Genomic DNA, 25,689 nt, shown 5'->3' on the forward strand with positions numbered 1-25,689 from the left:
CATTGTCTACCACGTAGCAAACCAGCATAAACACTGGCTTTGCATCTTCTAAGACACAACTGCCACTAAAGATAAATCACGATTACTGGTGGCAAACGATCAGTAAAATGAATAAGGCCGTGGAAAACGAGCTGACCTTTTTGCAAAATTCCTTTGCCATTGCCGGTGATTATGCAATATGTGGCAGCCGTGGCTGGCTCTGTCCGGGAGACCGTTCCTTCACTGCTGAAGATAACAGCATTTATCAGCGGGAGTTGCTCAGAGTACGCGCTTCTCTCGAAGCGGCGACCGCAGCAGGATTTGAGAAAATCATTCTCATGCTTCACTACCCGCCTATCAATGATAAACATGAACCTAGCGGCTTTACCGAGCTAATCGGCGAATTTAAAGTAATGCTCTGCCTCTTTGGCCACCTTCACAGCGAATCGGCCGCCACCGCACCGTCCGGTATAATAAACGGCGCCGCCTGCCACCTGGTAGCCTGCGACGCCCTGGATTTCAAATTAAAGCTTATTCTACAAAGCGAACCTTATAGGCCCTGAGCCAGGTATCCATCTGAATAAGATAAGCAAATAACTGTGGTCCGCCCATTAATTGACCAAACCAAGGTATATTGGAAGCTGCTTCCGGCGACTGGGCAATCTCGCGAATTTTTCCGGAATCGATCAGACCGTGCAGCGGTGTTGTCTTATCATTTAAAATAGCCAGCAGCCGTTCTCTGACAGTATTCAAATAAGCAGGATTATGTGTCTTGGGATAAGGACTCTTCTTGCGCCAGAGTACATCATCAGGCAGCACACCGGTTAAAGCATGCCGCAGCAATCCTTTCTCCCGGTCCTGGTAATTCTTCATTTCCCAGGGTACATTCCATACATAATCAACAATCCGGTGATCACAGAAAGGTACTCTTACTTCTAAACCAAATGCCATGCTCATCCGGTCTTTGCGATCAAGCAGTGTTGGCATAAAGCGGGTAAGGCTTAAGTAGAAAATTTCCCGCATACGGGCCGCTTTTGCTTCCTCACCGGGCAGGCGTGGTACTTCGTTTAGAGCATCACTGTAGCGGGAAGCCGCATAGTCCTGGAAATCAAAGCTAGCTCTGATCTGAGGCGCCAGCCACTCGGCTCTCCCCTGAATAAAGCGCGACCACGGAAATGTATCGGCATTAATTAAGTCTTCCCGGCGAAACCAGGGATAACCTCCGAATACCTCATCGGCACACTCTCCCGACAGGGCAACAGTGGCGCCTTTTTTTATTTGCTGGCAAAAGAGGTATAACGACGTATCAACATCTGCCATGCCCGGTAAATCACGAGCCAGTGCGGCAATTGGCAGCGTATCTGCCAAGCTGACGTTTTCCAGTTCCACCAGATGGTGGCAGGTAGCAAAGTATTCGGATACCCGTTTTACCCAAGGACTATCGGAGTTAGGCTGAAAGGCATTCGCCTGGAAAAACAAGTCATTATCCACATAATCGACAGAATACGTATGAAGGCATTCATACCCTTTCTCTTTATATGCCTGCGCAGCAAAAGCGGTTAAAGCACTCGAGTCCAGTCCTCCAGACAGCAGCGTACACACCGGTACATCCGCAACAAGCTGTCTTCTGACCGCATCCTCTAAAAGTTCCCGCACAGTGGCAATCGTAACATCAAAAGGTTCCGTATGCGGTTTCGACTCCAAGGCCCAGTAGGTACTGATTCGCTTTCCGCTGCGACTGACAAGCATCGAGCAGCCAGGCTTTAATTCTGCAATATTTTTAAAGACACCATGCCCGGGAGTCCGTGCCGGTCCAATCATAAATATTTCCGCCATACCTTCAAGACCAACTTCCGGTTCAATCGCCGGATGAGCCAGCAAGGCCTTTAGTTCAGAGCCAAAGAAAAATGCGCTGCCCCGCTCGGCATAAAAAAGCGGCTTAACCCCCATCCGGTCACGGGCTAAATACAGCTGTTCCTTTTCTTCATCCCAAATTGCAAAAGCAAAAATGCCATTAAAATGCTCTACGCAGGATGGCCCATATTCGATATAGGCGGTAAGCAAAACTTCCGTATCAGAGTGTGTACTGAAACGGTAGCCTCTGGCTTCTAAGTCTGCTTGTAATTCCGGCGTATTATATAATTCACCATTATAAGTAATCGTATAGGCATGACCGCCGCGTTTGCGCGTCATGGGTTGGCGGCCGCCTTCCAGATCGACGACGCTCAGCCGGCGATGTCCCAGAGCGGCGTGAGGGGTAATATACGTCCCAAATGCATCTGGTCCTCTTGTGGTAAGCGTCTCTACCATTGCATCCAGTATGGGTTTTTGCGTTGTTAGATCAGCCTGCCAGTCAATCCAGCCGGTAATACCGCACATAGTTTTCTCCTCCTCAACAATACAACGCCAACAGAAGTTTCCCCAAGCGGGCTCGTTGGCGTCATTGCCTTTGTATGCTTTTACAAGAGTAGAATATGCGCAGCACAATGATTTGGTCACTATTTGTGATGATTGTCACAGAAAACGGATATAGTAAAGAGTAATATAAAGGTAAAGAAGCGAAGAAGGTTCGCTAAGGAGGGTTCTTATGGAAAAGAAATTCATTAAAAATATCGAATTCAGCAAAGCACTTGATTTTGCCAGTTTAGTTGATTACAAACCAGGCCAGGTTATCAGCCTGACACTGGCGCAAAATGATTCGGTTACGCTCACACTTTTTGCTTTCGGCAAAGGTGAAGGCGTAAGTACTCACTCGGCACCTGGAGATGCAATGGTGTATATGCTTGATGGCACAGCTGAAATTACTATTGGTGAGGAAAAAATCACTGCCTCGGCCGGTCAGACCGTAATTATGCCGAATAATATCCCTCACGGTTTAGAAGCCGTCGAGAACTTTAAAATGCTGTTAATCTTGGTGAAATAACACTACCTGCCAGCTAAACAAGAGCCCTGCTTTCAATCTCCCGATGAAAGCAGGGCTCTTGCGTTGACTATCTTTCAATCCCTTTACGCTCTTTATCAATATACATATTTTTATCGGCTATCTGCAAAAGCGTATCCACATCTGTGCCATCCTGAGGATACATAGCAACGCCCACACTGGCGCTGACAATAAATTCACGACCGGCAAAAATTAAAGGCTCCTCGATGGCCCGCACTACTTTTTCGATTACCTGGTCAATACTCCCCCGGTCCGGCACACCGTACAAAACCAGCGTAAATTCATCCCCGCCCAGGCGGGCGACTACATCACTTTTCCGTAAGGCCGCCTCCAAACGCTGAGCAATTACTTTAAGCGCCTTATCACCGATATAATGCCCCAAAGTATCATTAATTTCCTTAAAACGATCTAGATCAAGGAAAATTACCGCCAGCATCTGCTGATTGGCTCTGGCCTGATTCAGTGATAGTGTCAGCCGGTCCCGGAAGAGCATTCGGTTTGGCATACCGGTCAACGAATCGTGATAAGCCATATACTTCATTGCTTCTTCATAGCGCTTACGCTCTGTAATATCCACAATCTGACCAATATAATACAGCGGCTGGCCGTGTGCCCCCCGCACAAGTGCCATGTGGAGCATAACATGAATGATTTCCCCACCGCTTTGAAAAAAACGCGATTCCACTACCAGCTGCTGCTCATCCCCTGTCAGCAATTTGTCAACAGCTGCAACAATGAGCTTAAGGTCATCCTCAGACACAATATCGCTTAACTTAAGCGATGTGAAAGTTTCAGCAGCATAACCTACTAAATTACACATCGCCTGATTTACCCGCATAAAATGGCCCTCCAGGCCAGTGATTGCCATACCAATAGGTGCATAATCAAACACCAGGCGGAAACGTTCTTCACTTTCTTTTAAACCTTCGATAACTGGAGAGCAGTCAGCCGCACAAGCGTTCACTTGCACTCACCTCTATTCGTATAAACAAAACTACAATGTCTAGTGTGATTAAAAAAGGGTTGACTATTATATATTCGTCAATAATCCCTATATCCCTACTGGATTTTTTTAATAAACGCTTAAACTTCAACATTATAAAATCTTATTCTTAGTATTCCAATAATATCAAATTAAAAACACAGCAGCAATGGTAGTAGCTAACAACCCGATTGCTACCGGAATTAAATTCCGCCTGGCAAGTTCAAAGGGATCAACCCCGCAAATAGCCGCTGCCGGAATCAATGCCCAAGGTACGACCGTCCCTCCCCCTACCCAAATTGCCGCAATTTGCCCCAGTGCCGTCAAGGTAGCAATGCCTGACCCGATTGCCGTGGAAAAAAGATGCGCAATTGAGCCCGCTAATGAAATACCGGAAAAACCCGATCCATCAAGGCCGGTAATCGCTCCGACGATCGTTAGGGTAACCGCACCAATCCCAGGATTCAGCGGGACAGCCTGAGCCAATGCCAGACCTAAGTCATTAACCAAACCTTGTGATCCGGGTGGTAAGACTTTCCCATAGATGCTTACAAATGCCGAATCTCCCAGATAAAAAAAAGCGGCAATCGGAATGACCGGACCAAAAACTTTAAAGCCGAATTGAAATCCTTCAATCAAGTAGGCTGTCATTTCTTCCAGCCCCTTATCTTTATGAGCAAGTAAAGCAATAGTGACCAATATTAAAACCGACGTTCCGCCGATAAGCGCAGTAGCATCACCGCCCTGCAAATGCAAGACAAACATCGTTGCTACATCAGCCAAGTACAGCATCGGAACCGCAATTGCCAGGATTAGCTTTTTCCTGCCTGACAATGCCGACTTTAAATCAATCAGATTCACGTTTGGAGAATTTGCCGTACCTGTAGTAAGCTGTCCGCTATGAAGAGCGCCCTTTTTCATATCCCGCTTTAGCATCAGGAAGGCAGCTGTCGTTGTCACAATCCCCATAATAAATACTAGCGGTACACTGGCGGCCACGACATCCCCTACAGGAATCCCTGCAGCAGCAGCCGTAAGTTTCGGCGCGCCCTGAATAACGAAATCTCCCGATAATGCAATTCCGTGACCAAATAAATTCATCGCCATTGCTACGCCTATTGCCGGTAAGCCGGCACGGACCGCTACAGGCAGCAATACTGCTCCCAGCAGCGCAACAGCTGGCGAAGGCCAAAAGAACCAGGAGATGACCATCATGAGAACGCCGGTTATCCAGTAAGCCAGCGCAGGAGTCTGTATAAATCTGGTTACAGGTGAAATCATAACTTCATTAATGCCAGTTTGCAGCAAAACCTTACTCATGGCCACAATAATTGAAATAACCAGGATTGTCCCCAATAGTTCAGTAATAGCGAAAATAAAACTGTCAAATATGCCGATTATAGAATTGGCTATTGACCCTTTCGCCATCAGGCCAAGCAAACAAATGCCAACAATACAAACAAGCGTAGTATCCCGCCGCATGACCATAAAACCAATGATCAAAACAATAAACGCTAAATATACCCAATGCAGTGCAGTTAAATCTACCGGCATGCCAACTCCCCCCTTCAATTCCGGGGCATTACCCCAAAAACTTACTACAGGATATGCAGGGCTGTTCATAGTGTTCATACAAAAAAGAAAAACCGCCTCGCGGCGGTTTTCATGTTAAATCCTTTTGCAACAAAGTTGATTGTGCTATAATGAAGCCGAAAACTGAAGAAATGCAGGTAAGAAAAATGAGTCAGGTAGTCAGACAACATTTAATAGCCGGTTTTATATTTGGTGATTGGCAGTCAGGAGAATATGTTTATCTCCCGGGAGGGGAAGTAGGGCTTGAAGAGCCGCTGTGCGTTTTGGAAACGCCCTCATCCCGGCTTGATATATCGCTTGATGAAGCCGTGCAACTCATCACTAAGCTGAGCTTAAAGCCGGTAAAGCACCCACGTTTAGGGGCAAAATCGTGTTAAACAAAAATACTGCCAGCCGGATCGGTGAAATTGATGCATTGCGGGGAATGGCCATTATTCTAATGGTCATTTTTCACACTATCGTTGATTTACGGGATTTCTATCATTATCAGGTTGATTATCACAACGGATTCTGGTATTACTTAGGAAAATTATCGGCTTCCCTATTTATATTTGTGTCCGGCTTAAGCGCAACGCTTGCCACTGCAACCTTTAGCAGGGGTATCCGGATTTTTGCCTGTGGCCTGGCCTTAACGGTCATAACCTGGTTTTATAGCCCTGACTGGTACATCCGCTTTGGTATTTTGCACTTCTTAGGGATAAGTTTATTAACATATCCCTTGCTTAATAAACAAATGCCAGGCCCTTTATTGGGCCTGGCGTTCATTGCTGCAATGCTGGGCTACTGGGCCACCCGGCAAGTTGTACCGTGGTCATTTTTAATTCCCTTTGGGTTTCTGCCGGCCGATTTTCAGACCATAGATTATTACCCCTTGTTTCCCTGGTATGGGCTCTTCCTGCTGGGAGCTGCTGCCGGCAAACAGTTGTATAAAACAGGCACCAGCCTGCTTCCCGGTATTGCCTTTCCCAGATCACTCACGTTTCTCGGCAGGCATTCGCTAACTGTTTACCTCGTTCACCAGCCCCTGCTGTTACTATGGCTTTACATCCTTCACCAGCTTAAATAAGGCCGGCCTTTTTATACAGAGCATAAAAGTGGTGTATAGGCCCCACGCCTTTCCCTAACGGCAAAGCCTGCTCAATTGCCACTGTGATAAAATCTTTGGCTTTACGAACGGCATCAAAGATTTCACAGCCCTGCCCGAGATTGGCAGCGATAGCCGAAGAGAGAGAGCAGCCCGTACCATGCGTATTATTGGAGGGAATCCGGACTGACGGGAGATAATAAAAATCCTCACCATCATACAGGATATCTGTAGCATCGGTCTGACGATGACCACCTTTAATCAGCACATTTTTTGCCCCCATAGCATGTATATTCTGGGCAGCTTGCTGCATGTCCTCAAAAGTTTCAATCTTTTGCCCGGTAATCACTTCCGCTTCGGGAAGATTCGGCGTAACAATTGTTGCGAGCGGTAATAACTTACTGATCAAATGAGCTTGAGCCTCCGGCTGGAGCAGCCGAAAGCCGCTCTTAGATACCATAACCGGATCAACGACGATATTGGGGGCCTGATAGCCTTTCAGTTTAGCAGCAATTGTATCTATTGTTTCAACTACTGAGACCATTCCAATTTTTACAGCATGAATTTCAATATCTTCAAAAACAGCTTCGAGCTGTTGGGCAATAATAGCAGCACTAATATCCTGTACGGCTAACACACCCTGCGTGTTTTGTGCAGTTACAGCCGTGATAACACTCATCCCATACGTTCCGTGTGCCGAAAATGTCTTTAGATCAGCCTGAATACCTGCTCCGCCGGAGCTATCCGATCCGGCAATCGTCAACACGTTTTTCATAAGTCACCAGTCACCTCTTTCTCATTATAACACCTATCAGCCTTTGGAAAACCGCGGCTGTATATACCAAAGCAGTTCTGCTTCGGTCCTGCTGTTAACTTGAGTGCCCGTCAAAAAGCGGACTCCCGCAGCAGTTGATTTGCGAAAAGGCAGCTGCATTCCTGTCAGTTGTTCCGTCCATTCCCCTAAAAAGGGCTGATGACCTACAATCAGGATACAGTCATCTTCGTGGCAAACTGTTAAATTAGCACGAAGCGTTTCAAAATCTCCATTTGAAATTGCATTATGTATTTTGACTTTTACTCCTACTTGCTCTGCCAATATTTCGGCTGTCTGCAAAGCACGCAGCAATGGACTCGACCAAATCTGGATTTTGCATTTTCTGGGAAGCAGCTTATTGACGATTTTTGCCATTTTTTTAGTTCGTTTACGACCTTTAGCCGTCAAACTACGCAAACCGTCGTCTCTCAAATCAGCCCTGTCTTCTGCCTCTCCGTGTCGAAATAAAACAATTACCATGCAAGTCTTTCCTCCGCTTTGCTTTGGATAGTCATGACAAGCATACCATATTGGCAGAGTCTTTGCCTAGTACAGGTGCAATAAAAAAAGACAGACAACTTCGTCTGCCTTTGCGAAAATATTAGTTAACGCCCAAAAGTGATGAAAGCCTGACAGCCTTGTGAATATCACTGCTGCGCAGTTCAGGCTTATATGGAGGTAAATCACGTAAAAGCTCAGCTAATTCCTCTTCTGTTAATTCTACTTGAATTGGCTTTTGTTCACCCATGCTTATACTCCATTTCGCTAGGGGATTTTGCATCTGTCATTATTCGACAGATTACTACGACGGTTCGACATATTAAAACAAATTCCTGCTGGTTATTCCAAAAAAAATAAAAACTAACTCCTGCCAAACCTTCGCTTGACAGGAGTTGGTTTTTTATTTAATGGTACGCACCAAACGCATACCATTCAAGGTGACCAGTAAAGATGCGCCAGTGTCGGCAAATACAGCAAGCCACAGATTGACAAACCCGGCAAATGTTCCAATAACAAACAGCGCTTTTACTGCCAGTGAAAACGTAATATTTTGCCGGATAATTGACATCATCTTTCGGCTTAGCCCAATCATATAGGCTAATTTCCCTAAGTCATCGGACATAAGGGCAACATCAGCCGTTTCCAAAGCACTATCTGATCCTGCTCCCCCCATGGCAATACCGACGTTAGCTACAGCGAGCGCAGGCGCGTCGTTAATACCATCACCAACCATCGCTACACTGCCGTGCTTATTGGCTAATTGCTGTAAGGCCGCTACTTTATCCTGGGGCATGAGCTCGCTGAATACCGTATCTACCCCCGTCTGTCCGGCGATATTCTGCGCAGCCCGTTCATTATCACCTGTAAGCATGGCAATACTCTTAACTCCGGCTTTACGAAGCGCAGCTATTGCGGCTGGAGCGGAAGCTCTTACCGTATCCGCTAAGGCAATTAGCCCAATCAGCTGCGACTGTCTGCCAATTAGTACAACCGTTTTCCCTTGCTTCTCCAGTTCCCTTACAGCCGTACGGGCATGCTCAAGCGGGAAGTTCAAGTCTGCGAATAACCGCATATTGCCAACATATACCGTCTCTCCCTGTACGGTAGCTTGAGCACCGCGGCCAGGCAATGCTATAAAGTCAGCTACCGAATCAAGCTTAAGTTCACCGGCACGAGCTAAAATCGCTTTGGCCAGCGGATGTTCCGACCGTTGCTCTATTGTTGCGGCTAGTGCCAGCAGCTCATCACTATCAGAACCGCCTAGGGGAATAATATCGGTTACGGATGGTTTGCCTTCTGTCAGTGTACCGGTTTTATCAAAAGCCACGGCCTGAATGATTCCCATTTGCTCAAGATAGATCCCGCCTTTAATTAAAACACCGTTGCGGGAGGCATTGCCAATGGCAGATACAATCGAAACAGGGGTGGATATAACCAAGGCACAAGGACAGGAAATAACCAGCAATACAAGAGACCGGTAAAACCATTCATCAAACGGCTGGTTAAACACCAGCGGCGGCACAATTGCAATGCCGATAGCCGCAGCAATCACTGCCGGTGTATAGTATTTTGCGAATACGTCAATGAACTGCTGCATCGGAGCTTTTTCTGCCTGTGCTTCTTCCACCATGTGCATAATGCGGGAAATCGTAGAATCCTGGGCCAGCTTGGTAACCAGGACTTCCAATACACCTTGCTCATTGACCGTACCGGCATAGACAACATCACCCGGCTCTTTTTCTACAGGCAAGGACTCGCCGGTAATAGCAGCTTGATTGACACTGGACAAACCTGCTGTAATCTGGCCGTCCATGGCGATACGCTCACCAGGAAGAACAAGGATAGTATCTCCTACGACGATTTCCTCGACAGGCAGGCGGATCTCCTGCCCGTCACGGCGAACCAGGGCATCTCGCGGAGCCAGTTCCATCAGAGCACGGATGGATTGGCGGGTTTTATCCATTGTATAGGCCTGCAGCGCATTTCCCAGTGAAAAGAGAAAAACGACTGTTGCTCCTTCACTCCATTCACCAATAGCAACCGCACCAATAGCCGCTATCAGCATTAGGAAGTTCGTATCCATCGTCATGCTCTTCAGGCCATATAGGCCGCTTATGGCAACATGATATCCACCAACGATCATCGCCAGAGCATAAAGGGGAATAACTGCAGTCTGGGCAAGATCCATCCATTCCAGCAGCATTGCAGCACCCAAAAATATCCCCGCTAGCGCAGTTGCCATTGTCTTGGGATTGCTCCACCACCGCCCTGATTGCATCGCAGCCGAAGCAGCCTGCTGGTAATGCTCGGCCTGATAACCGGCTTGGCGGACAGCCTCTATGATATCCGTATCCGTAAGATAATGACTGATCGTAAGCTTAGCCGCCCCAAAATTAACTACAACCGACTTTACACCCGGTAAAGCGTTAAGCCGCTTTTCGAGATGAGCGGCACAATCGGCACAATCCAGTCCGGCTAAGCGAAAAATACTGGTAACGGCTTCTGTTCCTGCTATCATCGCAGCAGTGCCATTTCCTGCGTGAACCCCATGGTCGCTGCAGCAATGACAGCCGGATGCTGTTGTTACTTCCGGTTTTTCCATTACACCATTCCTCCTAACTGTGACTAATATGTTCCAGCCCCTGACAAAGAAGTGCTACTACATGGTCATCATCCAGTGAATACCAGGCAGTCTTGCCATCTTTGCGGAACTTTACCAGACGGGCATTGCGAAGAACCCGTAGTTGATGGGAAATAGCAGACTGCCCCATATTCAGTGTTTCAGCAATATCGCAGACACACATTTCACTTTTACTCAAAGCATGCAGAATCTTGATGCGGGTAGGATCGCCTACGACTTTAAAGGTTTCAGCTAACTGAAGTACTGTATTGTCCGTCAATAATTGCTGACGGGCCAGGCAAATCCGTTGAGGATGATAATTGCACTCTTCACACAGCGCAAAATCTGAGTCATGCATTTTTCTCACTCCAATATATGAATATATGTTCATATATTTATGATAAAAGATTTTGACAGCACTGTCAATAAAAAAATTGAGGGTGTCGCAAAAAATGCTTTTTGTTAAAGCAAATGCGGCACCCTCAACCCATCCAGTGCATAGGAGTTATTCTTTCATGAACATGCGGTAAACCGGTAAGGCCACCCCTACCATAACTACTGCAAAAACAACATATCCACCTTGTTTATTGCCCTCCTGCATCAGCCAGCGGGCAAATGTCAGCGCGTAAAAAGCTGCTACAAATGAAGAAAGCAACAAAATTATATCAAACATTCTTGACCTCCCCACTATTTAGTAATTGGTGATGATTGCCACATAAGCGCACTACGCCGGATTTTAGTAGTCACCTTCAGGCGGAAATCCGCATTGCTGTAAGCTTCACTCCAATTAATCTCCCGCCACTCGTCAAAGGTACGGAACATAGCACGAGCCGGGTAACCGAACCCGACCGGATCAGTACCGAGAGACCTGGTCTTATCCAGCATATTCATCATTTCTCCGTGTACAACCTGTGAGATCTGTTCCTCCAGCTGCTCTTTGTAACCGGCCATCTCATAGTTGATCGCACTGGGAATTGATGTAACCTCCGCCTCCAGCAAGACATCAACGTCCACAATAAACTGACCGTCCTGCAGCGTAATTTTCGTATTAGGCTTACGGCCAAGGCGGAAGATAATATTAACCGCTTTATCTGGAATATTGGGATCGGCTACGGCAAAAAAACAATTTGGTGCATTTTTCCCTTGCAGCAAGCTCACCATCCGGCATTCCTCATTTGTCAATGTCCCTACCATTTTATCGGCTTTAAACAGCGCCAAACCGGCAAAATTAGCTGCAGGTCCTTCTCCCATCAATGGAATATTGCCAGCCGTATACTCATCATTTTTTTCACCTGCTCTTTTTTTGTCGGTTGGCAGATCCTTGCCATCCATTGGGTTTACAGCCACCAGCGTAGCATATGGTGCTGCACTGCCCCCCTTGAGACGGTTGTAAAAATCATGCAGAAAGCTTCGTCCATAATAGCCATTCTCGGTACTGCTTAACATCATTGTTTCAACATATTTAGACGGCAGGATTTCCAGGCGGGGAGTAAGTTTTTTAATAAAATCTTCCGCGGTTGACTCGTGAGCAACAACAACATACATAGAACCCCGGAATTCGCGAAAACGTTGCAGCGGAGCAATAAAATCCCCTACCCCCTGGCGGGCAATATCTTCACCGATAATAATAACTTTAATATGCGATAAATTCGGCACCCTGGCAACACTTGTATTTAATAAATTCCGTGCTTCCACAGCGGTGTTTGCCGTAATGGTAATAATCTCGGTTGCTTCTTTGCTGTCGCTGTCACTTGTACCGGACAACGCCCGGGGAATTGCCATTTGGTACGTAACATTGATCTTATCCTTTTCCGGTGCCTTATCGATCCCCATGGCAATAACATAGCCTACTTCATCCGTCTCACGGGCACCCGAGCAGCCCGCCGTAAACAGCAGAGCAGCCGACACCAACAGCACAACCATCAGCCTGACGCCCATAGCTTCACCTTCTTTCTTTTTTTCCAGACCAAGGCTGCCAGCAGCAAAAGGGGTACGATATAAATGCCAAAATTGAAATATGTTTTGCCCACATAAACATAATCATTCATTACACTGACCACATCCTCAGGAATCATGGCGACCTGAGCCAGCAGAAGGGTAACTACCGGTATCAGCGGGCGCATCGTTGGCAGCCGTCCCAGATAGGTAAGGCAGTATAAGCCAAAATACAAGCTTAAGGAAATATCCAGCACTCCATTAATGACCCAGAGAATAATAAACAGCGATTCCAGACGCTGCACATAACGCCCTAAGTAAACCAGGCGAACCATTTCAAAAAAAGGCAGCATCTTCTCTCGTCCAACGGTAACACCAAACAGTAATGTATAGAAAAAGACGACCATTGCCCGCAACACAGCACTCAATCCCACTCCAAACAACGCAATTTGCCACCTTGTCCGGTTATTTTGAAAGGAGGAGGCTAAAATGACTACCGCGGCAACACCAAAGTTGATACCGGCAATTTTAAGACCGGTAAAAACTGCTGTTCCCACTCCCAAGCTTAACCAGGGAGCTAAGCGGTACACTTCATAAAAAGGGTTCAGCAGGGCAAAAACGATTACAAGCGTTATGCCGATAAACGGCATGACAATATATCCGGCCCTGGCCATGCCTTCCAGGCTGAAGGCTACAAGGATTGCCCCGACCAGGGCATACGCCACAATGATAAAAGAGAATTCAGCCGAGGGAAGTGCCGTAAGCAGAGTATTCTCGGCATATTGCCGCAGCATCAGCACGTAGTTGGCAAAAAAAGCTGCCGCATAATATAAAGCAATCAGCCATGCCAGGACTTTCCCCAGCAACTGCTCACAAATTTCAAACAGATTGCCCGGCACGTACTTGCAGACGATCAGGATGGCAGCGATTGATACGACAGACACAAGTCCGTGAACTAAAGCAGACAGCCATCCTAAGCTACCTGCTTCGTTAATCAACACGGCCGGTGTGGTGAGAAAGGTGGTGGGAAAGGTCAGCAGAAATACAATCGCCATCCCCTCTGCTGTCCCCATTTTACCAGGCTGGTAGCTCCTCATTCCTCCTCGTCCCCCTCTTTCTTTCCTATCGGCTTATCCTCTGTCCACTTACGGCTAATAGAGGGCTGGCGCCGGTTATCCTGAGTGTTTAACTGATCAGGCCGCAGTTCCTGACGATATACCGGCCCCCTGATCAGGGTATCATAACCAGCAATCGTCTTGGGTGCCACTGGCGCCATATAAGGTACACCGAACGATTTCATGCTGCACATGGCAACAGTTAAAATGAGGAGACCAAAAGACAAGCCGACCAGCCCCAGCATGGCAGAAAGCAGCAAAAAGGCAAACCGGGTTATCCGCAGGGCAAAAGCCAGCCGGTAATCGGGGATGGAAAAAGAAGCCAGTCCGGTCACCGCAATAATAACTACCATGATCGGACTGACCAGATTGGCCGCAACCGCTGCCTGACCTAAGATGATTGCTCCAACAATGCCGATGCTGGAACCAAGTAAACCAGGTACGCGCAAGCCAGCCTCCCTGATCAGTTCAAAGGAAAATTCCATCATTAGAATTTCAATCAGTGCCGGAAAAGGAACTTTTTCTCTCGCTCCGGCAATAGCCAGTGCTAATTCCGTCGGCAATGCCTCCTGGTGGAAGTAATTGATCCCCAAGTACATCGATGGCAGGATAACAGCTACCAGCGTCCCAACGATGCGCAGCAGCCTCATAAAAGTACCTGCCGGCGGCTTTAATGAAAAATCTTCTACGGAATGAAAAAAGGAATAAAAATTCACAGGCACAATGTGTACGAACGGAACGCCCTCATAAAGCAGTGCAACCCGTCCTTCGGCAATATTGATTGCTGCCCGGTCTACCCGCTCAGTGGACAGCATTTGGGGAAAAATCATCCCCGGATGATCCTCAATAAATTGCTCCAGAATCCCCAAATCTACAATATAATCAGTGGTAACTCCTTTCAGCCGTCGTTTCACCTCCGCAACCAAATCAGGGTTAACGAGTGATTTCAAATACATAATGGCGCATTTTTGCGGCACTCTGTCACCAATCATGAGTATTTCGGTAACTAAGTCATTCGTAGGCAGCATGAGGCGCAGCAGCCCTGTATTGGTGCGCAGACCTTCGCTAAAAGCAGCCTGACTGCCCCGGATGGACTGCTCAATCTGCGGCCTTTCCACACCCCGCTGCTTATACCCTTTAGTCCCAAGAGCTAGGGCCTGATCAACACCTTCAATAAACAGTACCGTATCGCCGCCGTTAATTGCATCCGCTACATCTTTATATTTATCTACCGGTGTTGCTTGATTGCTCGGCAGACATTTTTCCACAATTGCAGTAAGCAACTCACTGCCAGAAGGCTTTATTACCCCTGTATCCAGCAGCATGAGTGGCTGCAAAACAGCCAAATCAAGGACCTGCTTATCAATCATACCGTCCAAAAACACCAGCAAGGCCTTAATAGGCTGTTTTCCGCCAATCTCAAAGCGGCGGATCAAAATGTCCTTATTTACATCGCTGCTATACATCTGATCAATGATGGCTTTGTTTTCTTCCAGCAGCGGACTTACCAGTTTGTCCAACGGCCGAACAGCCGTATCATAGGCGAGCAATACGGGCTCCGTATTCTCCTTGATTTTTTTCAGCGATGCCATATCCTCTGGCAATCGTTCAATAGCAGTTCCATCATTACTGCGAAAAGCAGCAATGCTTTTTTCCAGCATTTCCTCCAAACGGTGAGAATAAGCAACTAATGTTTTTAATTCCCGGACTGCATTCGTTAGGCCCGCTTGCGCATCTGATCCAGAATGACCGCTTCTGCCTTTTTCTATCTCATCTAAGACAAAAGGCTTGGGATTTTGGGGCGGCTTATAAATCAAGAGCTTTTTCAGGCTCTCATATACTTGTGTAATAATTGTATTACCCACCCGGAACACCTCCTCAGCCTGGTAATAATAGATAGTATTTCAAAAAACAGGAAATAGTATTTACCTTTCCAGTGCTTTTTCTTATGTGCCATACATATACATAATTAATCATATAAGTTGAGGTGGCTCTATGACTGTCAATGATGATACGGCACTAGAAAATGATGTGCTCCAGGCTTTTAATGCACTCAGCTCATACATACCGCACTTTTTTGAAGAGGAAGTTTCCTTGGGGATTACTGACCGGTTCCGTTATTTGCGCTTTATCCCCAGTCCCGGCCTTCAGCCTAATATCCAGGAAGGCGATCCAATTCCGCCCGGAGATGCTATTTACGAAGCACTCAGGCTAGGCAGACCGGTAACAAAGATTATTTCGGAGGACGTCTATGGCATTCGCTTCAAGGCCGTAGGCATTCCGGTCAAAGATAAGTATGGTCAGGTAATTGGCGGCATTGGGATCGGCCGCATAATATAAAATGGCACTGGATGCTTTGCATCCAGTGCCATTTTATATTATGCTTTGGGCCGGAAAGTCTGACAGTTAGTTTCTCTGCTCTTGCTGGCAGTATGGCCCCCGTTATCGACATTTACTTCGATTGCAGATGCCGAACACTTATAGTTCTCTTCCCAGTAATTACAGTTTTTCACGCTGCATTTTACGCCATTGAGTATATTTGCCATATAATCCACTCCTTTAACTTGATACATTTAGTTTGCCTGAAAGGAGGCTAATCATACAAAAATTCCGGGTAATTGCAATGTTATTTACTGTTCAATCTACCTGGTATTGCCGGAAAAAGACGATTTAAACAGTTGTAATATAACGTGCAGTCCGGCGATTACCGCACCAATTGCATCGCCTATTAAATCAAGGTCCGTATCCAGCAGGCTAGGCTGACTGGGATGATCGGGATTACCGATCTGATCGCCGATAAATTCACTGATTTCATATACAGTTCCAATGGCAAGCCCCAATGCCATAACCAGAATAAACGTAAATAAGCGGCTTACCGGCCTTGTGAGCAGTTGGGCAACCAGTACATAAGCAAACAGGGAAAAAGCATACGTGCCAAATGCATGCTGTATTTTATCAAACACAAAGGAACTCTGATAATAGCTTAAAAAATAGCCAAAGAAACTATCGCTTAGACAGGCTGTCATTGCGACAATCCTCACATAATTGCTCATATAAAAACCATAACGCAATTCCAGCAGCGTATAGATAATCCACACAGCCGCCAGGCCTGCAACATTGGGAATAACTCCCGTATTGCCATTGGCAATTAAGGCAATCGTAATGATCATTTCCAGCACTAAAAAAATCAGGGTAATTGTTAAGATTGCAACTCTCGAATTCGGCAAAGCCCAAATCCTCCTAGACAAGAAAATCCGTAAAACTTGCCTTACACAACATCTTATCTTTTCCTTATTCGTGAGGATTGATGCAGACAAACTGCTGCTATTCATCGTTTACAGGCAAAAACAGCCGAAAAACCGTCCCTTCTCCCGGACTGCTGTCAGCCTCGACCATCCCGCCGTGAGTTTCTATCAGTTGCTTAACAATAGCCAGCCCAATCCCTGAGCCACCACTTTTTTTATCCCGCGATTTATCCGAGCGATAGAAGTGGTGAAAGATAAACGGCAAATCCGCTTCGCAAATACCGATTCCGGTATCGGCTACCGCTACTTCCACCCAGGAGTGATTTCTTCTATTGACAACGTCACTGGTTATGGTGATGGTCCCTGTGCCGGGCGTATACCGCAAGGCATTTGTCAGCAAATTGTTTAACACTTGATTGATCCGGCTGACATCAACTACTACCGGGGGTATGGTTTGTAAATTCATAATAAGGTCAATTTTCTTTTCATCAGCTAAAGGCTTGAGAAGTTGAATCGCTCTGACAATGACGGTATTGATATCTGTAGATGTTTTTTCGAGCTTCAGCTGTCCTGCCTCGGCCAGTGACAAATCCCGTAAATCTTTAATCAGCCGGTTTAGATAGACTGTCTCTTCATGAAGGGAACGAAGCTGCTCATCGCTTTTTTCAACAACACCGTCAATCATTCCCTCCAAATTTCCCTGAATGATCGCTAACGGCGTGCGCAGCTCATGTGCAATATCAGCTAATAAGCGCTTACGCAATTGAATGTTTTCCTCCAGTGAACGGGACATACGATTGAAAGCTTTGGCCAGCCGTCCTACTTCATCTTCCGATTCAACCAGTACCTGCTGACCATAGGTACCGCTGCCAATCATATCAACTGCTGTGTTCAATTGCCTGAGGCGAACGGTGATGGTCTGCGCAAACAAATAGCTGGCAAGCAGCCCGGCAAGCAGCATCGCCCCTCCGACCCAGTACAAAGAACGGTGAATCGATTCCAGGAAAACTTGTTCCGGTAGTCCCATCATGGCTGCCATGGCCTGGCCATTACCATGCATTGACTTCATCATGTATTCGCCGCTTGTTCCCTCCGTTTGCTGCCCGGCTACGTAATTGGTAAAGTGCACCATCATTTGATATTCGGCCAGGTACACGAGCAGCAGCACAGTAAGCAAAATAGACAAAAACATCAAGCCTGTAATCCGCCACGTCAAACTACGCATAATCTTCACCGGCAATTTTATAACCGATACCATAAACAGTTTGTATCGGCTGGGGACTGCGGGAAGTACCGGTTAACTTACGGCGCAGGTTTTTAATATGAGCATCAACAGTACGCTCATACCCGTCAAAGGAGTAGCCCTGCACCTGTTCGATGATCTGGAGTCTGGAAAAGACCCTGCCCCGATTAGCTGCAAGCAGTTCTATAATTTTAAATTCAGTTGGAGTCAAATCCAATTGTTCACTGCTCATCAATACCAAATGCCTCTCCCGGTCGATTGTTAGATCACCGACTTTGATTTGCTTTTCCCTTGCACTGCTGCCTTTATGGGTACGTCGTAAAATTGCTTTTGCTCTGGCAACAACCTCTCGAGGGCTGAAGGGTTTGGTCACATAATCATCTGCCCCCATTTCCAGGCCAATCAGCCGGTCATTCTCTTCATCGCGGGCTGTCAGCATGAGGATGGGAACATCACTTTCTTTTCTTATCTGGCGGCAAACTGCCCAGCCGTCCATGCCAGGCAGCATTAAATCAAGGATAATCAAATCCGGTTTCTTCTCTTGCACCAATTGCAGTGCCTGATAACCGTCATGACCAATATAGGTGCTAAACTTCTCTTTCAAAAAATAAGTTTGTAACAGTTGAGTCAACTTACTATCATCATCAATAATTAACACGGTTGGCTGTAGCATACCTTCCTCCTTTTTGATGATCCACTACTTTATTATACACCGGAACTGCCAGTGAACACGCTTGTCGTATGCCATCGCAGGAAAGATCAAAGAAAAATCTAAAAAATGGCTGTTACAATCGAAACTATTAACAAATTAGGGAGGATACACCCTATGGAATTCGGAATTTTGTTTCTGGCAGGTTATCTTTTCTTTTTATATCGCGTTAACCGTATTCTGCAATTAAATTAGAACTACTGACAAGAGGGAAAATCACCCCCGGGCCGGGGGTGATTTTCTGTCTAATTGCTGTGGTGGTCACTGTGGCCGCTCATTGGTGTTCCGCTTTCCGTCATACTGTGGTCACTGCTCATATCAACTGAGTTAACCAAATCAGACATTACCAGATGAAACTCCATGTCCTGCTGTAGCATTTGCTTCATTATACCTTGCATTTGCGGTGTCTTCAGCATATTTTTCATCGCCTGCTGCATTTCGGGACTTTGCAGCATAGCAGCACATTGCTCCTGCATCTCAGGTGAGTTCATCCTGTCAGCCATTGCTTTGGTATCCATAGTACCCATATGCTCGCTTTGCATCGCTGCCGGCAATTGACTTTTCTCTGCTGCATTTGTCATACCGGAAAAGCCAAAAGCAACGGATGAAATGACTAGCCCCCCTATTACATAGGGAATTATTTTTTTATTCATGCCTAATCCCTCCTGCCACTTACTTTGTTTTTTTATTAGTATACCAAGCACTTTTGAATTTCCGATGAATTTTACAAAATATCTGCAACTATTTTTAAAGCTGCTCAACCATAGGTTGAGCAGCTTTTATTCTTGCCAGTTACTTGTTAATAGCCAAAATTCCATACCGGTACAGCAATTCGTCAGACTGGGTAAACCAGATTTCACCACCGCCCACCATAACGCCCTTGTAGTTAACAAAGGTTTCCTTTACTTTCTGTTTAGCAAAAGCATCTTTTACTTTAGCCGTAAAAACAGTATCATAGTTTTTTAGCAATTCGTCTCGGGACGGATAGATTGTTGGTACCCCCTGAGCATAAACATGCAAGGGATAGAGAATATAGTCCGCTACAGCCTCTTTATTGCCTGCAGCCACCAGGCCCTGCAGCCTGGTAAAAACTGTTTCAAATTGGGCAGCATCATCTACGCCGGCTACATAATAACGGTTCATCGCCATCGTAATTTCTTTGGCGGATTGATTCTGAAATTCCCGTACCTGGCTTGATAAGCGATAATCATATTTCTTCAATACCGCTACATATTCTCCCATTTTTTTAGAGAAAACACCGTTTTTCTCATCCCACGCAGTTTCAAGATAGACTTTTTGGGCCTCACCGGCCAGCTGCTTAGTATCATAATCAAATAATGGCGTATTATTGGTACCATATAAAGCAAACATCGCGTACTTATCAAGCAGCATTTTTATGTCCGTAGTTTTCGATGAGTCCGGATACGCTATCAGATACTGCTCCTGTGCTAATGCCCGTTTGACTAATTCATCCCAGCTTATGCGCAGCGCCGCATCTTTGGCCGGAGGTTTTTGCGCTTCTACCGCCATAATATCAATATACGCAGCAAGCTCAGGAGTTAAGTTAGGCCGGTATTTTTGATACATTTCATAGTCAATTACCGGATAATACATTCCTTCGGCAGTTTCTATTTTATAACCACTATTTTTAATTGCCTGTAAACGCTCTTTTACAGCAATGTCTTCAACGGCATTCAGATAATCTGCTGAGCCGCTCTTTTGCTGCGCCTTCGCCAAGGCTGCCTGCAAGGCTTGATCTGCGGCAAAACGCTTCTCAATATCAGGAAGTCCAGTCTTTTGCTTCTGTTCAAGGGCCATAACCATTACTGCTGCGTTTTCCTTCGACACCGCAGTAAGATTTGCATCAACATACTGCACAACCTGAGCAACTGTACTGCCGGGATCTTCCATCAGCTTCGTAAATTCTGCCATAATAGCAGGCTCCTGATTGGCAGTATCCTGAGCAGGACTGGGGGCTTTGCCCGCACAACCACTCATTAGGCTGGCGAAAATCATTAGCAAGGCTGCGATCAGTATAATTTGATTCCGTCTGCTCATTTGGTTCCTCCATGTAAGTAATTTGCTTTAAAATAAGTAACGCTGTCCTAGTGTAAAAGTAACGCGCTATCACTAGTAATAGCTTTACCTGTTCAAGAAATATTACCATAAGAAAAACTGTCTCTTATCTGTTTTATACTAAGATACCTTTTAGGTAAATACCCGATCCCTCCTTTTGTCATTGCCACAAAAGGAGCAAAAAGGCTAGGCCTGTCTTCCAATACCCTTGGAAAATTGCCAGCTTACTAAAATCCGTGAACTCGCTCCGCTCAAACAAACGGATTTCTTAACGTAAGCTGACAATTTTCCATCCTCCGGACCGGCTATTTCCAGAAGGGCCAATCAGAACGAGGATATTACCTGAACGGTTTCCTTCGTTCCTTCTTTCGTCTCCTTACGACCCTTACGGAAATTGCTGTCCCGCAGGGTGGAAGCAGGCCTTTCTTGCGTAAAGAAATTCCGACTGTCTGAGCGCAGCGAGTTTTGGAATTTTAGCAAGAGAAGGTCTGCTTCCAAGGCCATTTCCGTACAGGTCTTGACTTTTTGGTACTTTTGTATCAAGACAAAAGTACAGAACCGTTCTTATACTCATTATTGGAAAGCTAAAAATCTTCTACACGCTTTTCTGCAAGGGCTTCCCTTTTAAGGAAAAATACACGTTATCTCCTTTTGTCATTGCCACAAAAGGAGCAAAAAGTCTAGGCCTGTCTTCCAATACCCTTGGAAAATTATCAGCTTACTAAAATCCATGAACTCGCTCCGCTCAAACAAACGGATTTCTTAACGTAAGCTGACAATTTTCCATCCTCCGGACCGGCTATTTCCAGAAGGGCCGATGAGAACGAGGATTTCGTATCCTTATGACCCTTACGGAAATTGCTGTCCCGCAGGGTGGAAGCAGGCCTTTCTTGCGTGAAGAAATTCCGACTGTCTGAGCGCAGCGAGTTTCGGAATTTTAGCAAGAGAGGCCTGCTTCCAAGGCCATTTCCGTACAGGTCTTGATTTTTTGGTACTTTTGTATCAAGACAAAAGTACAGAACCGCTCTTTACCCTTTTAATAAAAAAGGCTATCGCTTATTGTTGTGTTCAAAAAATAAGCTGCTGAGGTAATAATATAGTCCCTGAACAGCAAAAATCAAAAGGAACTATGGCAAACTTACGTTTGGCCATAGTTCCTTTGCTGCCTACATCATTCCCCAACCCCGGCTATATTCCAGATGAATTTGAAAATCCTGATCCTGAAATCCCTTTGCCAGCAAGTACTCTTTGGCCTCACGGGCGCCAACAGTTTCCGACTTGGCATAAAGATAATTTTTATCTGTAGAGAAAACAAACTTCAATTCAGTCAGCTCTTCCATTATGGCGGCAAGCTTATCATAATGTGCTTTTGCCAAAACACCAGCTTCCCGCAGAAGATAAGGACCTTCGGCAAGGCTGCTCGGATCAATCGGCAGACTGGCGGACAACCTCATCCGGATCAAAGTAACATGGTTAACAATTGGCTGCTGCATTACTTAATTCCCAGCCAATACTCGACGAATACTAAATTGGATAAAACATAACCTAGCGGTACATTAATCGCTACCCCTACGGCAAAAGCCGCCAATGGACGCCAGCCGAACGTAGACAGTTCCCGAAAGCGGGTAGTAAAACCGATTGACAGAAAAGTCCAGGTGAATGCCCAGCCGCGGAAGGTCTTTAACGGCCCAATTGCATCCTTAGAAAACTGAGCAGCTTGTTGCGGGTCGAGACTGGCAATAATGAAGCTGACAAAAACAGATGCCGCAAAAAAGCCCAGGATAAATTTCGGGAATCTTTTCCATATCTCTGCCACATCAATTTTTTCCGCCTCCGCCTTGCTCTTGTTTTCCCATACAGTTACAGACAGCACTGCTACCAGCAGCGCCCAGACGCCGACAAACATATCCCGCCCGATTACTTTCATCAGCGTAAACGCTTTTACAGCCCGTTCATCACCGATTGCTTCTGCAGCTGCAAAGCCGGCTGCATCGGCAAATTCGGAAGTTCCGATCCAGGCTCCTGCCGGACCGGGATCAAGCCCCAGCAGCTTCGCCCATAAAGGCAGCAGAAATATCATCGCTACAGCCCAGATAATGACCATTGTGATCGAAACAGAAACATGTTCTTTTTCGGCCCGGCAAGCCCCGCCAATCGCAATAGCAGCAGATACACCGCAAATCGACCCACCGGCTGCCAGCGTTGCGCCAAACCGGGGATCAAGCCGAAATAGCTTGGTGGCAGCAAAATAAATCGAGCCAAAGGTAATGATGGAAACAATTGCTGCCTGCAGAATCGCGACCGGGCCAGCCTGCAGGATTAAAGTCAGTGGCAGTGTGGCCCCCATTAAAACAATGCCTGTTTTTACATACAGTTCCGTACGCAAGCCCGCATGAAACCAGTCAGGCAATTGAAAGACATTACCGACAATCAGGCCAACCAGCAGAGCCAGCACTGGTGTTTCCAGCTGCCAGTCCTTGCTATATTGATTCGCTCCCAATACAGAAATAAGTACAGAAAAAAGAAATAAGGCCGTAAATCCTTTGCTAAACTTTGAAACGCTCTGTCCCATCGCCTTCACACCGAGTGAATATACAAGCAAAAAGAACGCCAATAATGTGATAAGACCAAATGAAGACTTGGAGAGACCGGCTGTTAATTTGGCTAAATCTGATGACCAGCCGCCAATGGAAACAGCCATCGTTTTAAACATACCAATGCTGCCGGCAAAAAACGCCAGTGTAACAAAACCAATAAGACCTAAGCCAATTACGATTGCCCAATAGTCTTCCTTTTTGTACCACTTGCTTCCGCTCATTTTACTACCTCCTTATTGCTGAAAAAAAATAAACCAAAGGTCCCAAAACAGCCTGCATCTGCAGACAGTTTTAAGCCTTTGGTTTTTCCAATCAGCCGCTTATTATTTAAGTTATCTTAGAATAACACGAACGACTTTTATAAGTCAATAGGTTGATTTTTATATCTGATAATCATATACCGGTTTCGTGCAGCGGATCGCTCTGCCTGCCCGGCTATCCTTTACTTCTCCCTTGGCTAAAGCTAATTTGCCGTTAATGACAACATAATCAATGCCTTCCGGCGAGGCATCCGGCAGACCAAAATCCGCTTTATCATTAATTCCGTGAATATCAAAAACGACAAGATCGGCATCCATGTCTTGCCGCAATCGGCCCTTAGAATTAAACCCTAACGTTTCAGCAGGGAGCAACGTAGCTTTACGAACAGCTTCCATCAGGTTGAGTTCATACCGTTCTACCACCATTTTGCGAAAATAGCGGGGAAAACTACCGGCAATTTGCGGATGTCCCTCACCAGGATCATAAGCACCGGTATCAGTTGAAGGCATAGCAAAGGGATGATTAAGCGCCATATAGATTTCTTCTTCAATCCCGGTGAATACCACCACAGCCGTATGAGGTGCATTCGTCCTGAGTTCACGATAAATATCCATCGTTAAACGGCGCCCATTATACTTTCCGGTGATTACCAGTATATCTTCCGGTTTCCAGCCATTTACTTCCATATAGTCCTCGTCAAACAAAACCGCACCGATATGAGTAGCCCACTGGGTATACATACCGCTGTCAAAGCGAATATCCAAGCCCTGTCCTCTGGCTCTGTTAATTACCGCCAAGGCTTCCTCCATCATGCCTGTACCATATTGGTATACAAGATGAGAAACCTGAATGCGGGCACCAGTCTCGCGGGCTATCGCCACAGCTTCAACCAAGGAATACATATCACTGCTGGTAATCATGCGTGTATCAACTGCCACAACACGGCCGTATCTGGCGGCAAGCTGGCTGAGCCGCATCACTTCATCATTGGAACTGCCCGGTGCATAGGCTAGCCCCAGCGAAAGGCCGCAGGCGCCATCTTCAAATGCCTGCTCCACCAGATATTCCATCCGGGCCAATTGTTCCGGTGTAGCTGGCAGCAACGGATCCCCAGCGCCTACCGCTTCCCGCAGACTCATAGAGTGGCCGATCATTTCCGCCTGGTTAATGACAAAGCCATGCAGCTCATGGGCGGCAAAAAAGGCGTTAATATCAAGCGGGCTTGCACCACAATTGCCGCCAACCGTAGTCGTAATACCCTGACGCAGTGACAGCTCACCACAATAATGGTCTTGGTCGACATGGCCATGTATATCAATAAAGCCTGGGCAGACAATCCTGCCGGCAGCATCAATTTGCTGCTTCCCGCAAATCTCATCTTTCGTTATCAGTGCAATTTTTCCATCCGTAATTCCTACATTGCCAACCATCCGGGTAAGCTTCTCAGGATCAATAAGTATTCCATTCACAATCGCTATGTCGAACATTAAGCTCCACCACCCTTTTTTCCCATTTGCAACCGCTGCTTTTCCGTATATATTCGGCAAAACATACTGGTTCTCCTTGGAAAGGGAACTGGAAATATCCCCCTAGGCAGGGCTTACTTTAATGCTGGTCCTTTCTTCAGCGCATAGCTTGGCAGTTCAACCGCAGGCGGCGCCTGAACAGGAAAAGGGGCCTGGTCATCAGGACTTTCCAGTCTCTCTACCAGCGTGGTTACATAAGTCTTAATCGGTGTCCGGCTGATGCTAAAAGAGCTCATTTGCACTGCAGGTTCCGTTGCATATATAATTGCGGCTACCGGTGATGCCATAACCAGAAACGTCATTATCAGGCTTAGGATTCCCTGGACCAAACGCTGCAAACCCTTTTTCATCAAGCTTTCCTCCCAATACGTTAATTTTTCGCTCCAGAAACTTTCACTACACTTAGTATGCCAGTGCTCTTTTAGGATTCTTTTAGAAAAAGGAAAATCACCCTCTGGGGTGATTTTC

At 46.3% G+C, this 25,689-nt stretch carries 27 protein-coding genes; 5 read left to right on the forward strand and 22 right to left on the reverse strand.

The genetic code is table 11. The annotated features are described in order from the left end of the window. Positions 1-107: 107 nt before the first annotated feature. A complete protein-coding gene (locus EV210_RS04090; RefSeq protein ID WP_132075965.1) occupies positions 108-542 on the forward strand; it encodes a hypothetical protein in 435 nt (144 codons plus the stop codon). Here EV210_RS04090 and asnB read toward each other — a convergent pair. Then, positions 511-2,358 carry an asparagine synthase (glutamine-hydrolyzing) gene (asnB, locus tag EV210_RS04095; RefSeq protein WP_132075968.1) on the reverse strand — a complete coding sequence of 616 codons (1,848 nt, stop codon included), beginning with the start codon at positions 2,356-2,358 and terminating at the stop codon, positions 511-513. The genes EV210_RS04090 and asnB overlap by 32 nt on opposite strands. A gap of 208 nt (positions 2,359-2,566) precedes the next feature. On the opposite strand from asnB, the gene EV210_RS04100 reads away from it, so the two are divergent. Next, positions 2,567-2,902, forward strand: coding sequence for a cupin domain-containing protein (locus EV210_RS04100; RefSeq protein ID WP_132075971.1), 336 nt, complete (start codon positions 2,567-2,569; stop codon positions 2,900-2,902). A 67-nt stretch (positions 2,903-2,969) separates the two neighbouring features. On the opposite strand, the gene EV210_RS04105 is transcribed toward EV210_RS04100, so the two are convergent. Together EV210_RS04105 and EV210_RS04110 are read right to left on the reverse strand one after the other, a co-directional pair. Next, the gene (locus EV210_RS04105; protein ID WP_165898780.1) at positions 2,970-3,884 is read right to left on the reverse strand and encodes a GGDEF domain-containing protein; all 915 of its coding nucleotides are present in this window, start codon (positions 3,882-3,884) and stop codon (positions 2,970-2,972) included. A 165-nt stretch (positions 3,885-4,049) separates the two neighbouring features. Further along, positions 4,050-5,456 carry a hypothetical protein gene (locus EV210_RS04110; protein WP_132075977.1) on the reverse strand — a complete coding sequence of 469 codons (1,407 nt, stop codon included), beginning with the start codon at positions 5,454-5,456 and terminating at the stop codon, positions 4,050-4,052. 185 nt (positions 5,457-5,641) lie between these two features. Between EV210_RS04110 and EV210_RS04115 the strand changes: the two genes are divergently transcribed. Together EV210_RS04115 and EV210_RS04120 are read left to right on the forward strand one after the other, a co-directional pair. Next, positions 5,642-5,872, forward strand: a complete 231-nt coding sequence (locus EV210_RS04115) for a hypothetical protein (protein WP_132076373.1) — start codon at positions 5,642-5,644, stop codon at positions 5,870-5,872. Then, on the forward strand, positions 5,866-6,561 hold the full coding sequence (locus tag EV210_RS04120) for a heparan-alpha-glucosaminide N-acetyltransferase (protein WP_243650429.1): 696 nt from the start codon (positions 5,866-5,868) through the stop codon (positions 6,559-6,561). Before EV210_RS04115 ends, EV210_RS04120 begins: the two co-directional genes overlap by 7 nt. Here EV210_RS04120 and thiD read toward each other — a convergent pair. The 9 genes from thiD to EV210_RS04155 all read right to left on the reverse strand — a co-directional run bounded on the left by thiD (position 6,554) and on the right by EV210_RS04155 (position 15,429). After that, positions 6,554-7,354: a bifunctional hydroxymethylpyrimidine kinase/phosphomethylpyrimidine kinase gene (gene thiD / locus EV210_RS04125; RefSeq protein WP_132075980.1), complete on the reverse strand. Its 801-nt coding sequence runs from the start codon at positions 7,352-7,354 to the stop codon at positions 6,554-6,556. The two genes, EV210_RS04120 and thiD, sit on opposite strands and share 8 nt — an antisense overlap. Positions 7,355-7,390: 36 nt before the next feature. Then, the gene (gene sixA / locus EV210_RS04130; RefSeq protein WP_132075983.1) at positions 7,391-7,873 is read right to left on the reverse strand and encodes a phosphohistidine phosphatase SixA; all 483 of its coding nucleotides are present in this window, start codon (positions 7,871-7,873) and stop codon (positions 7,391-7,393) included. Positions 7,874-7,994: 121 nt separating this feature from the next. Next, positions 7,995-8,141 (reverse strand): hypothetical protein, encoded by a 147-nt coding sequence (locus EV210_RS22485; RefSeq protein WP_165898781.1) that lies wholly within the window; start codon positions 8,139-8,141, stop codon positions 7,995-7,997. A 153-nt stretch (positions 8,142-8,294) separates the two neighbouring features. Then, complete coding sequence (locus EV210_RS04135) at positions 8,295-10,496, reverse strand: heavy metal translocating P-type ATPase (RefSeq protein WP_132075986.1); 2,202 nt, start codon at positions 10,494-10,496, stop codon at positions 8,295-8,297. Positions 10,497-10,509: 13 nt separating this feature from the next. Then, positions 10,510-10,872, reverse strand: a complete 363-nt coding sequence (locus tag EV210_RS04140) for an ArsR/SmtB family transcription factor (protein ID WP_132075989.1) — start codon at positions 10,870-10,872, stop codon at positions 10,510-10,512. A 147-nt stretch (positions 10,873-11,019) separates the two neighbouring features. Further along, on the reverse strand, positions 11,020-11,187 hold the full coding sequence (locus EV210_RS22490; protein ID WP_165898782.1) for a hypothetical protein: 168 nt from the start codon (positions 11,185-11,187) through the stop codon (positions 11,020-11,022). 14 nt (positions 11,188-11,201) lie between these two features. Next, entirely contained in the window at positions 11,202-12,452 is a 1,251-nt protein-coding gene (locus EV210_RS04145; RefSeq protein WP_132075992.1) for a Ger(x)C family spore germination protein, read from the reverse strand. Further along, positions 12,437-13,546 (reverse strand): GerAB/ArcD/ProY family transporter, encoded by a 1,110-nt coding sequence (locus EV210_RS04150; RefSeq protein WP_132075995.1) that lies wholly within the window; start codon positions 13,544-13,546, stop codon positions 12,437-12,439. The genes EV210_RS04145 and EV210_RS04150 overlap by 16 nt, the downstream gene beginning before the upstream one ends. Beyond that, positions 13,543-15,429, reverse strand: coding sequence for a spore germination protein (locus EV210_RS04155; RefSeq protein ID WP_243650430.1), 1,887 nt, complete (start codon positions 15,427-15,429; stop codon positions 13,543-13,545). Before EV210_RS04155 ends, EV210_RS04150 begins: the two co-directional genes overlap by 4 nt. A gap of 130 nt (positions 15,430-15,559) precedes the next feature. On the opposite strand from EV210_RS04155, the gene EV210_RS04160 reads away from it, so the two are divergent. Then, entirely contained in the window at positions 15,560-15,904 is a 345-nt protein-coding gene (locus EV210_RS04160; protein ID WP_132075998.1) for a hypothetical protein, read from the forward strand. Between the two features lie 38 nt (positions 15,905-15,942). Here EV210_RS04160 and EV210_RS04165 read toward each other — a convergent pair whose 3' ends face one another. The 10 genes from EV210_RS04165 to EV210_RS04210 all read right to left on the reverse strand — a co-directional run bounded on the left by EV210_RS04165 (position 15,943) and on the right by EV210_RS04210 (position 25,571). Beyond that, on the reverse strand, positions 15,943-16,110 hold the full coding sequence (locus EV210_RS04165; protein ID WP_243650431.1) for a DUF1540 domain-containing protein: 168 nt from the start codon (positions 16,108-16,110) through the stop codon (positions 15,943-15,945). Positions 16,111-16,206: 96 nt separating this feature from the next. Further along, a complete protein-coding gene (locus EV210_RS04170) occupies positions 16,207-16,791 on the reverse strand; it encodes a DUF2238 domain-containing protein (RefSeq protein ID WP_243650432.1) in 585 nt (194 codons plus the stop codon). A 97-nt stretch (positions 16,792-16,888) separates the two neighbouring features. After that, entirely contained in the window at positions 16,889-18,034 is a 1,146-nt protein-coding gene (locus EV210_RS04175; RefSeq protein WP_132076001.1) for a sensor histidine kinase, read from the reverse strand. Further along, a complete protein-coding gene (locus EV210_RS04180) occupies positions 18,027-18,725 on the reverse strand; it encodes a response regulator transcription factor (protein WP_132076004.1) in 699 nt (232 codons plus the stop codon). The genes EV210_RS04175 and EV210_RS04180 overlap by 8 nt, the downstream gene beginning before the upstream one ends. Positions 18,726-19,006: 281 nt before the next feature. Beyond that, positions 19,007-19,414 carry a hypothetical protein gene (locus EV210_RS04185; protein WP_132076007.1) on the reverse strand — a complete coding sequence of 136 codons (408 nt, stop codon included), beginning with the start codon at positions 19,412-19,414 and terminating at the stop codon, positions 19,007-19,009. A 139-nt stretch (positions 19,415-19,553) separates the two neighbouring features. Continuing rightward, positions 19,554-20,819 (reverse strand): hypothetical protein, encoded by a 1,266-nt coding sequence (locus tag EV210_RS04190; protein ID WP_132076010.1) that lies wholly within the window; start codon positions 20,817-20,819, stop codon positions 19,554-19,556. A gap of 1,184 nt (positions 20,820-22,003) precedes the next feature. Further along, positions 22,004-22,330 (reverse strand): hypothetical protein, encoded by a 327-nt coding sequence (locus EV210_RS04195; RefSeq protein ID WP_132076013.1) that lies wholly within the window; start codon positions 22,328-22,330, stop codon positions 22,004-22,006. Beyond that, positions 22,330-23,655 carry a YeiH family protein gene (locus EV210_RS04200; protein ID WP_132076016.1) on the reverse strand — a complete coding sequence of 442 codons (1,326 nt, stop codon included), beginning with the start codon at positions 23,653-23,655 and terminating at the stop codon, positions 22,330-22,332. The genes EV210_RS04195 and EV210_RS04200 overlap by 1 nt, the downstream gene beginning before the upstream one ends. Before the next feature lie 159 nt (positions 23,656-23,814). Then, entirely contained in the window at positions 23,815-25,182 is a 1,368-nt protein-coding gene (locus EV210_RS04205) for an N-acyl-D-amino-acid deacylase family protein (RefSeq protein ID WP_165898783.1), read from the reverse strand. 113 nt (positions 25,183-25,295) lie between these two features. Further along, entirely contained in the window at positions 25,296-25,571 is a 276-nt protein-coding gene (locus tag EV210_RS04210; protein ID WP_132076019.1) for a hypothetical protein, read from the reverse strand. Positions 25,572-25,689: the final 118 nt, after the last annotated feature.

The sequence above is a fragment of the Anaerospora hongkongensis genome (assembly GCF_004339805.1).
GTDB classification, from domain to species: Bacteria; Bacillota; Negativicutes; order Sporomusales; family DSM-15969; genus Anaerospora; species Anaerospora hongkongensis.

Bases quoted from the DNA above. Each gene is read 5' to 3' on its own strand.
- EV210_RS04140 (WP_132075989.1), bottom strand. From the start codon at position 10,872: ATGCATGACTCAGATTTTGCGCTGTGTGAAGAGTGCAATTATCATCCT.
- EV210_RS04115 (WP_132076373.1), top strand. From the start codon at position 5,642: ATGAGTCAGGTAGTCAGACAACATTTAATAGCCGGTTTTATATTTGGT.
- EV210_RS04135 (WP_132075986.1), bottom strand. From the start codon at position 10,496: ATGGAAAAACCGGAAGTAACAACAGCATCCGGCTGTCATTGCTGCAGC.
- EV210_RS04205 (WP_165898783.1), bottom strand. From the start codon at position 25,182: ATGTTCGACATAGCGATTGTGAATGGAATACTTATTGATCCTGAGAAG.
- EV210_RS04200 (WP_132076016.1), bottom strand. From the start codon at position 23,655: ATGAGCGGAAGCAAGTGGTACAAAAAGGAAGACTATTGGGCAATCGTA.
- EV210_RS04160 (WP_132075998.1), top strand. From the start codon at position 15,560: ATGACTGTCAATGATGATACGGCACTAGAAAATGATGTGCTCCAGGCT.
- EV210_RS04190 (WP_132076010.1), bottom strand. From the start codon at position 20,819: ATGAGCAGACGGAATCAAATTATACTGATCGCAGCCTTGCTAATGATT.
- EV210_RS04150 (WP_132075995.1), bottom strand. From the start codon at position 13,546: ATGAGGAGCTACCAGCCTGGTAAAATGGGGACAGCAGAGGGGATGGCG.
- EV210_RS04165 (WP_243650431.1), bottom strand. From the start codon at position 16,110: ATGGCAAATATACTCAATGGCGTAAAATGCAGCGTGAAAAACTGTAAT.
- EV210_RS04195 (WP_132076013.1), bottom strand. From the start codon at position 22,330: ATGCAGCAGCCAATTGTTAACCATGTTACTTTGATCCGGATGAGGTTG.
- EV210_RS04100 (WP_132075971.1), top strand. From the start codon at position 2,567: ATGGAAAAGAAATTCATTAAAAATATCGAATTCAGCAAAGCACTTGAT.
- thiD (WP_132075980.1), bottom strand. From the start codon at position 7,354: ATGAAAAACGTGTTGACGATTGCCGGATCGGATAGCTCCGGCGGAGCA.
- sixA (WP_132075983.1), bottom strand. From the start codon at position 7,873: ATGGTAATTGTTTTATTTCGACACGGAGAGGCAGAAGACAGGGCTGAT.
- EV210_RS04145 (WP_132075992.1), bottom strand. From the start codon at position 12,452: ATGGGCGTCAGGCTGATGGTTGTGCTGTTGGTGTCGGCTGCTCTGCTG.
- EV210_RS04210 (WP_132076019.1), bottom strand. From the start codon at position 25,571: ATGAAAAAGGGTTTGCAGCGTTTGGTCCAGGGAATCCTAAGCCTGATA.
- EV210_RS04185 (WP_132076007.1), bottom strand. From the start codon at position 19,414: ATGAATAAAAAAATAATTCCCTATGTAATAGGGGGGCTAGTCATTTCA.
- EV210_RS04175 (WP_132076001.1), bottom strand. From the start codon at position 18,034: ATGCGTAGTTTGACGTGGCGGATTACAGGCTTGATGTTTTTGTCTATT.
- EV210_RS04180 (WP_132076004.1), bottom strand. From the start codon at position 18,725: ATGCTACAGCCAACCGTGTTAATTATTGATGATGATAGTAAGTTGACT.
- EV210_RS22490 (WP_165898782.1), bottom strand. From the start codon at position 11,187: ATGTTTGATATAATTTTGTTGCTTTCTTCATTTGTAGCAGCTTTTTAC.
- asnB (WP_132075968.1), bottom strand. From the start codon at position 2,358: ATGTGCGGTATTACCGGCTGGATTGACTGGCAGGCTGATCTAACAACG.
- EV210_RS04110 (WP_132075977.1), bottom strand. From the start codon at position 5,456: ATGCCGGTAGATTTAACTGCACTGCATTGGGTATATTTAGCGTTTATT.
- EV210_RS22485 (WP_165898781.1), bottom strand. From the start codon at position 8,141: ATGGGTGAACAAAAGCCAATTCAAGTAGAATTAACAGAAGAGGAATTA.
- EV210_RS04090 (WP_132075965.1), top strand. From the start codon at position 108: ATGAATAAGGCCGTGGAAAACGAGCTGACCTTTTTGCAAAATTCCTTT.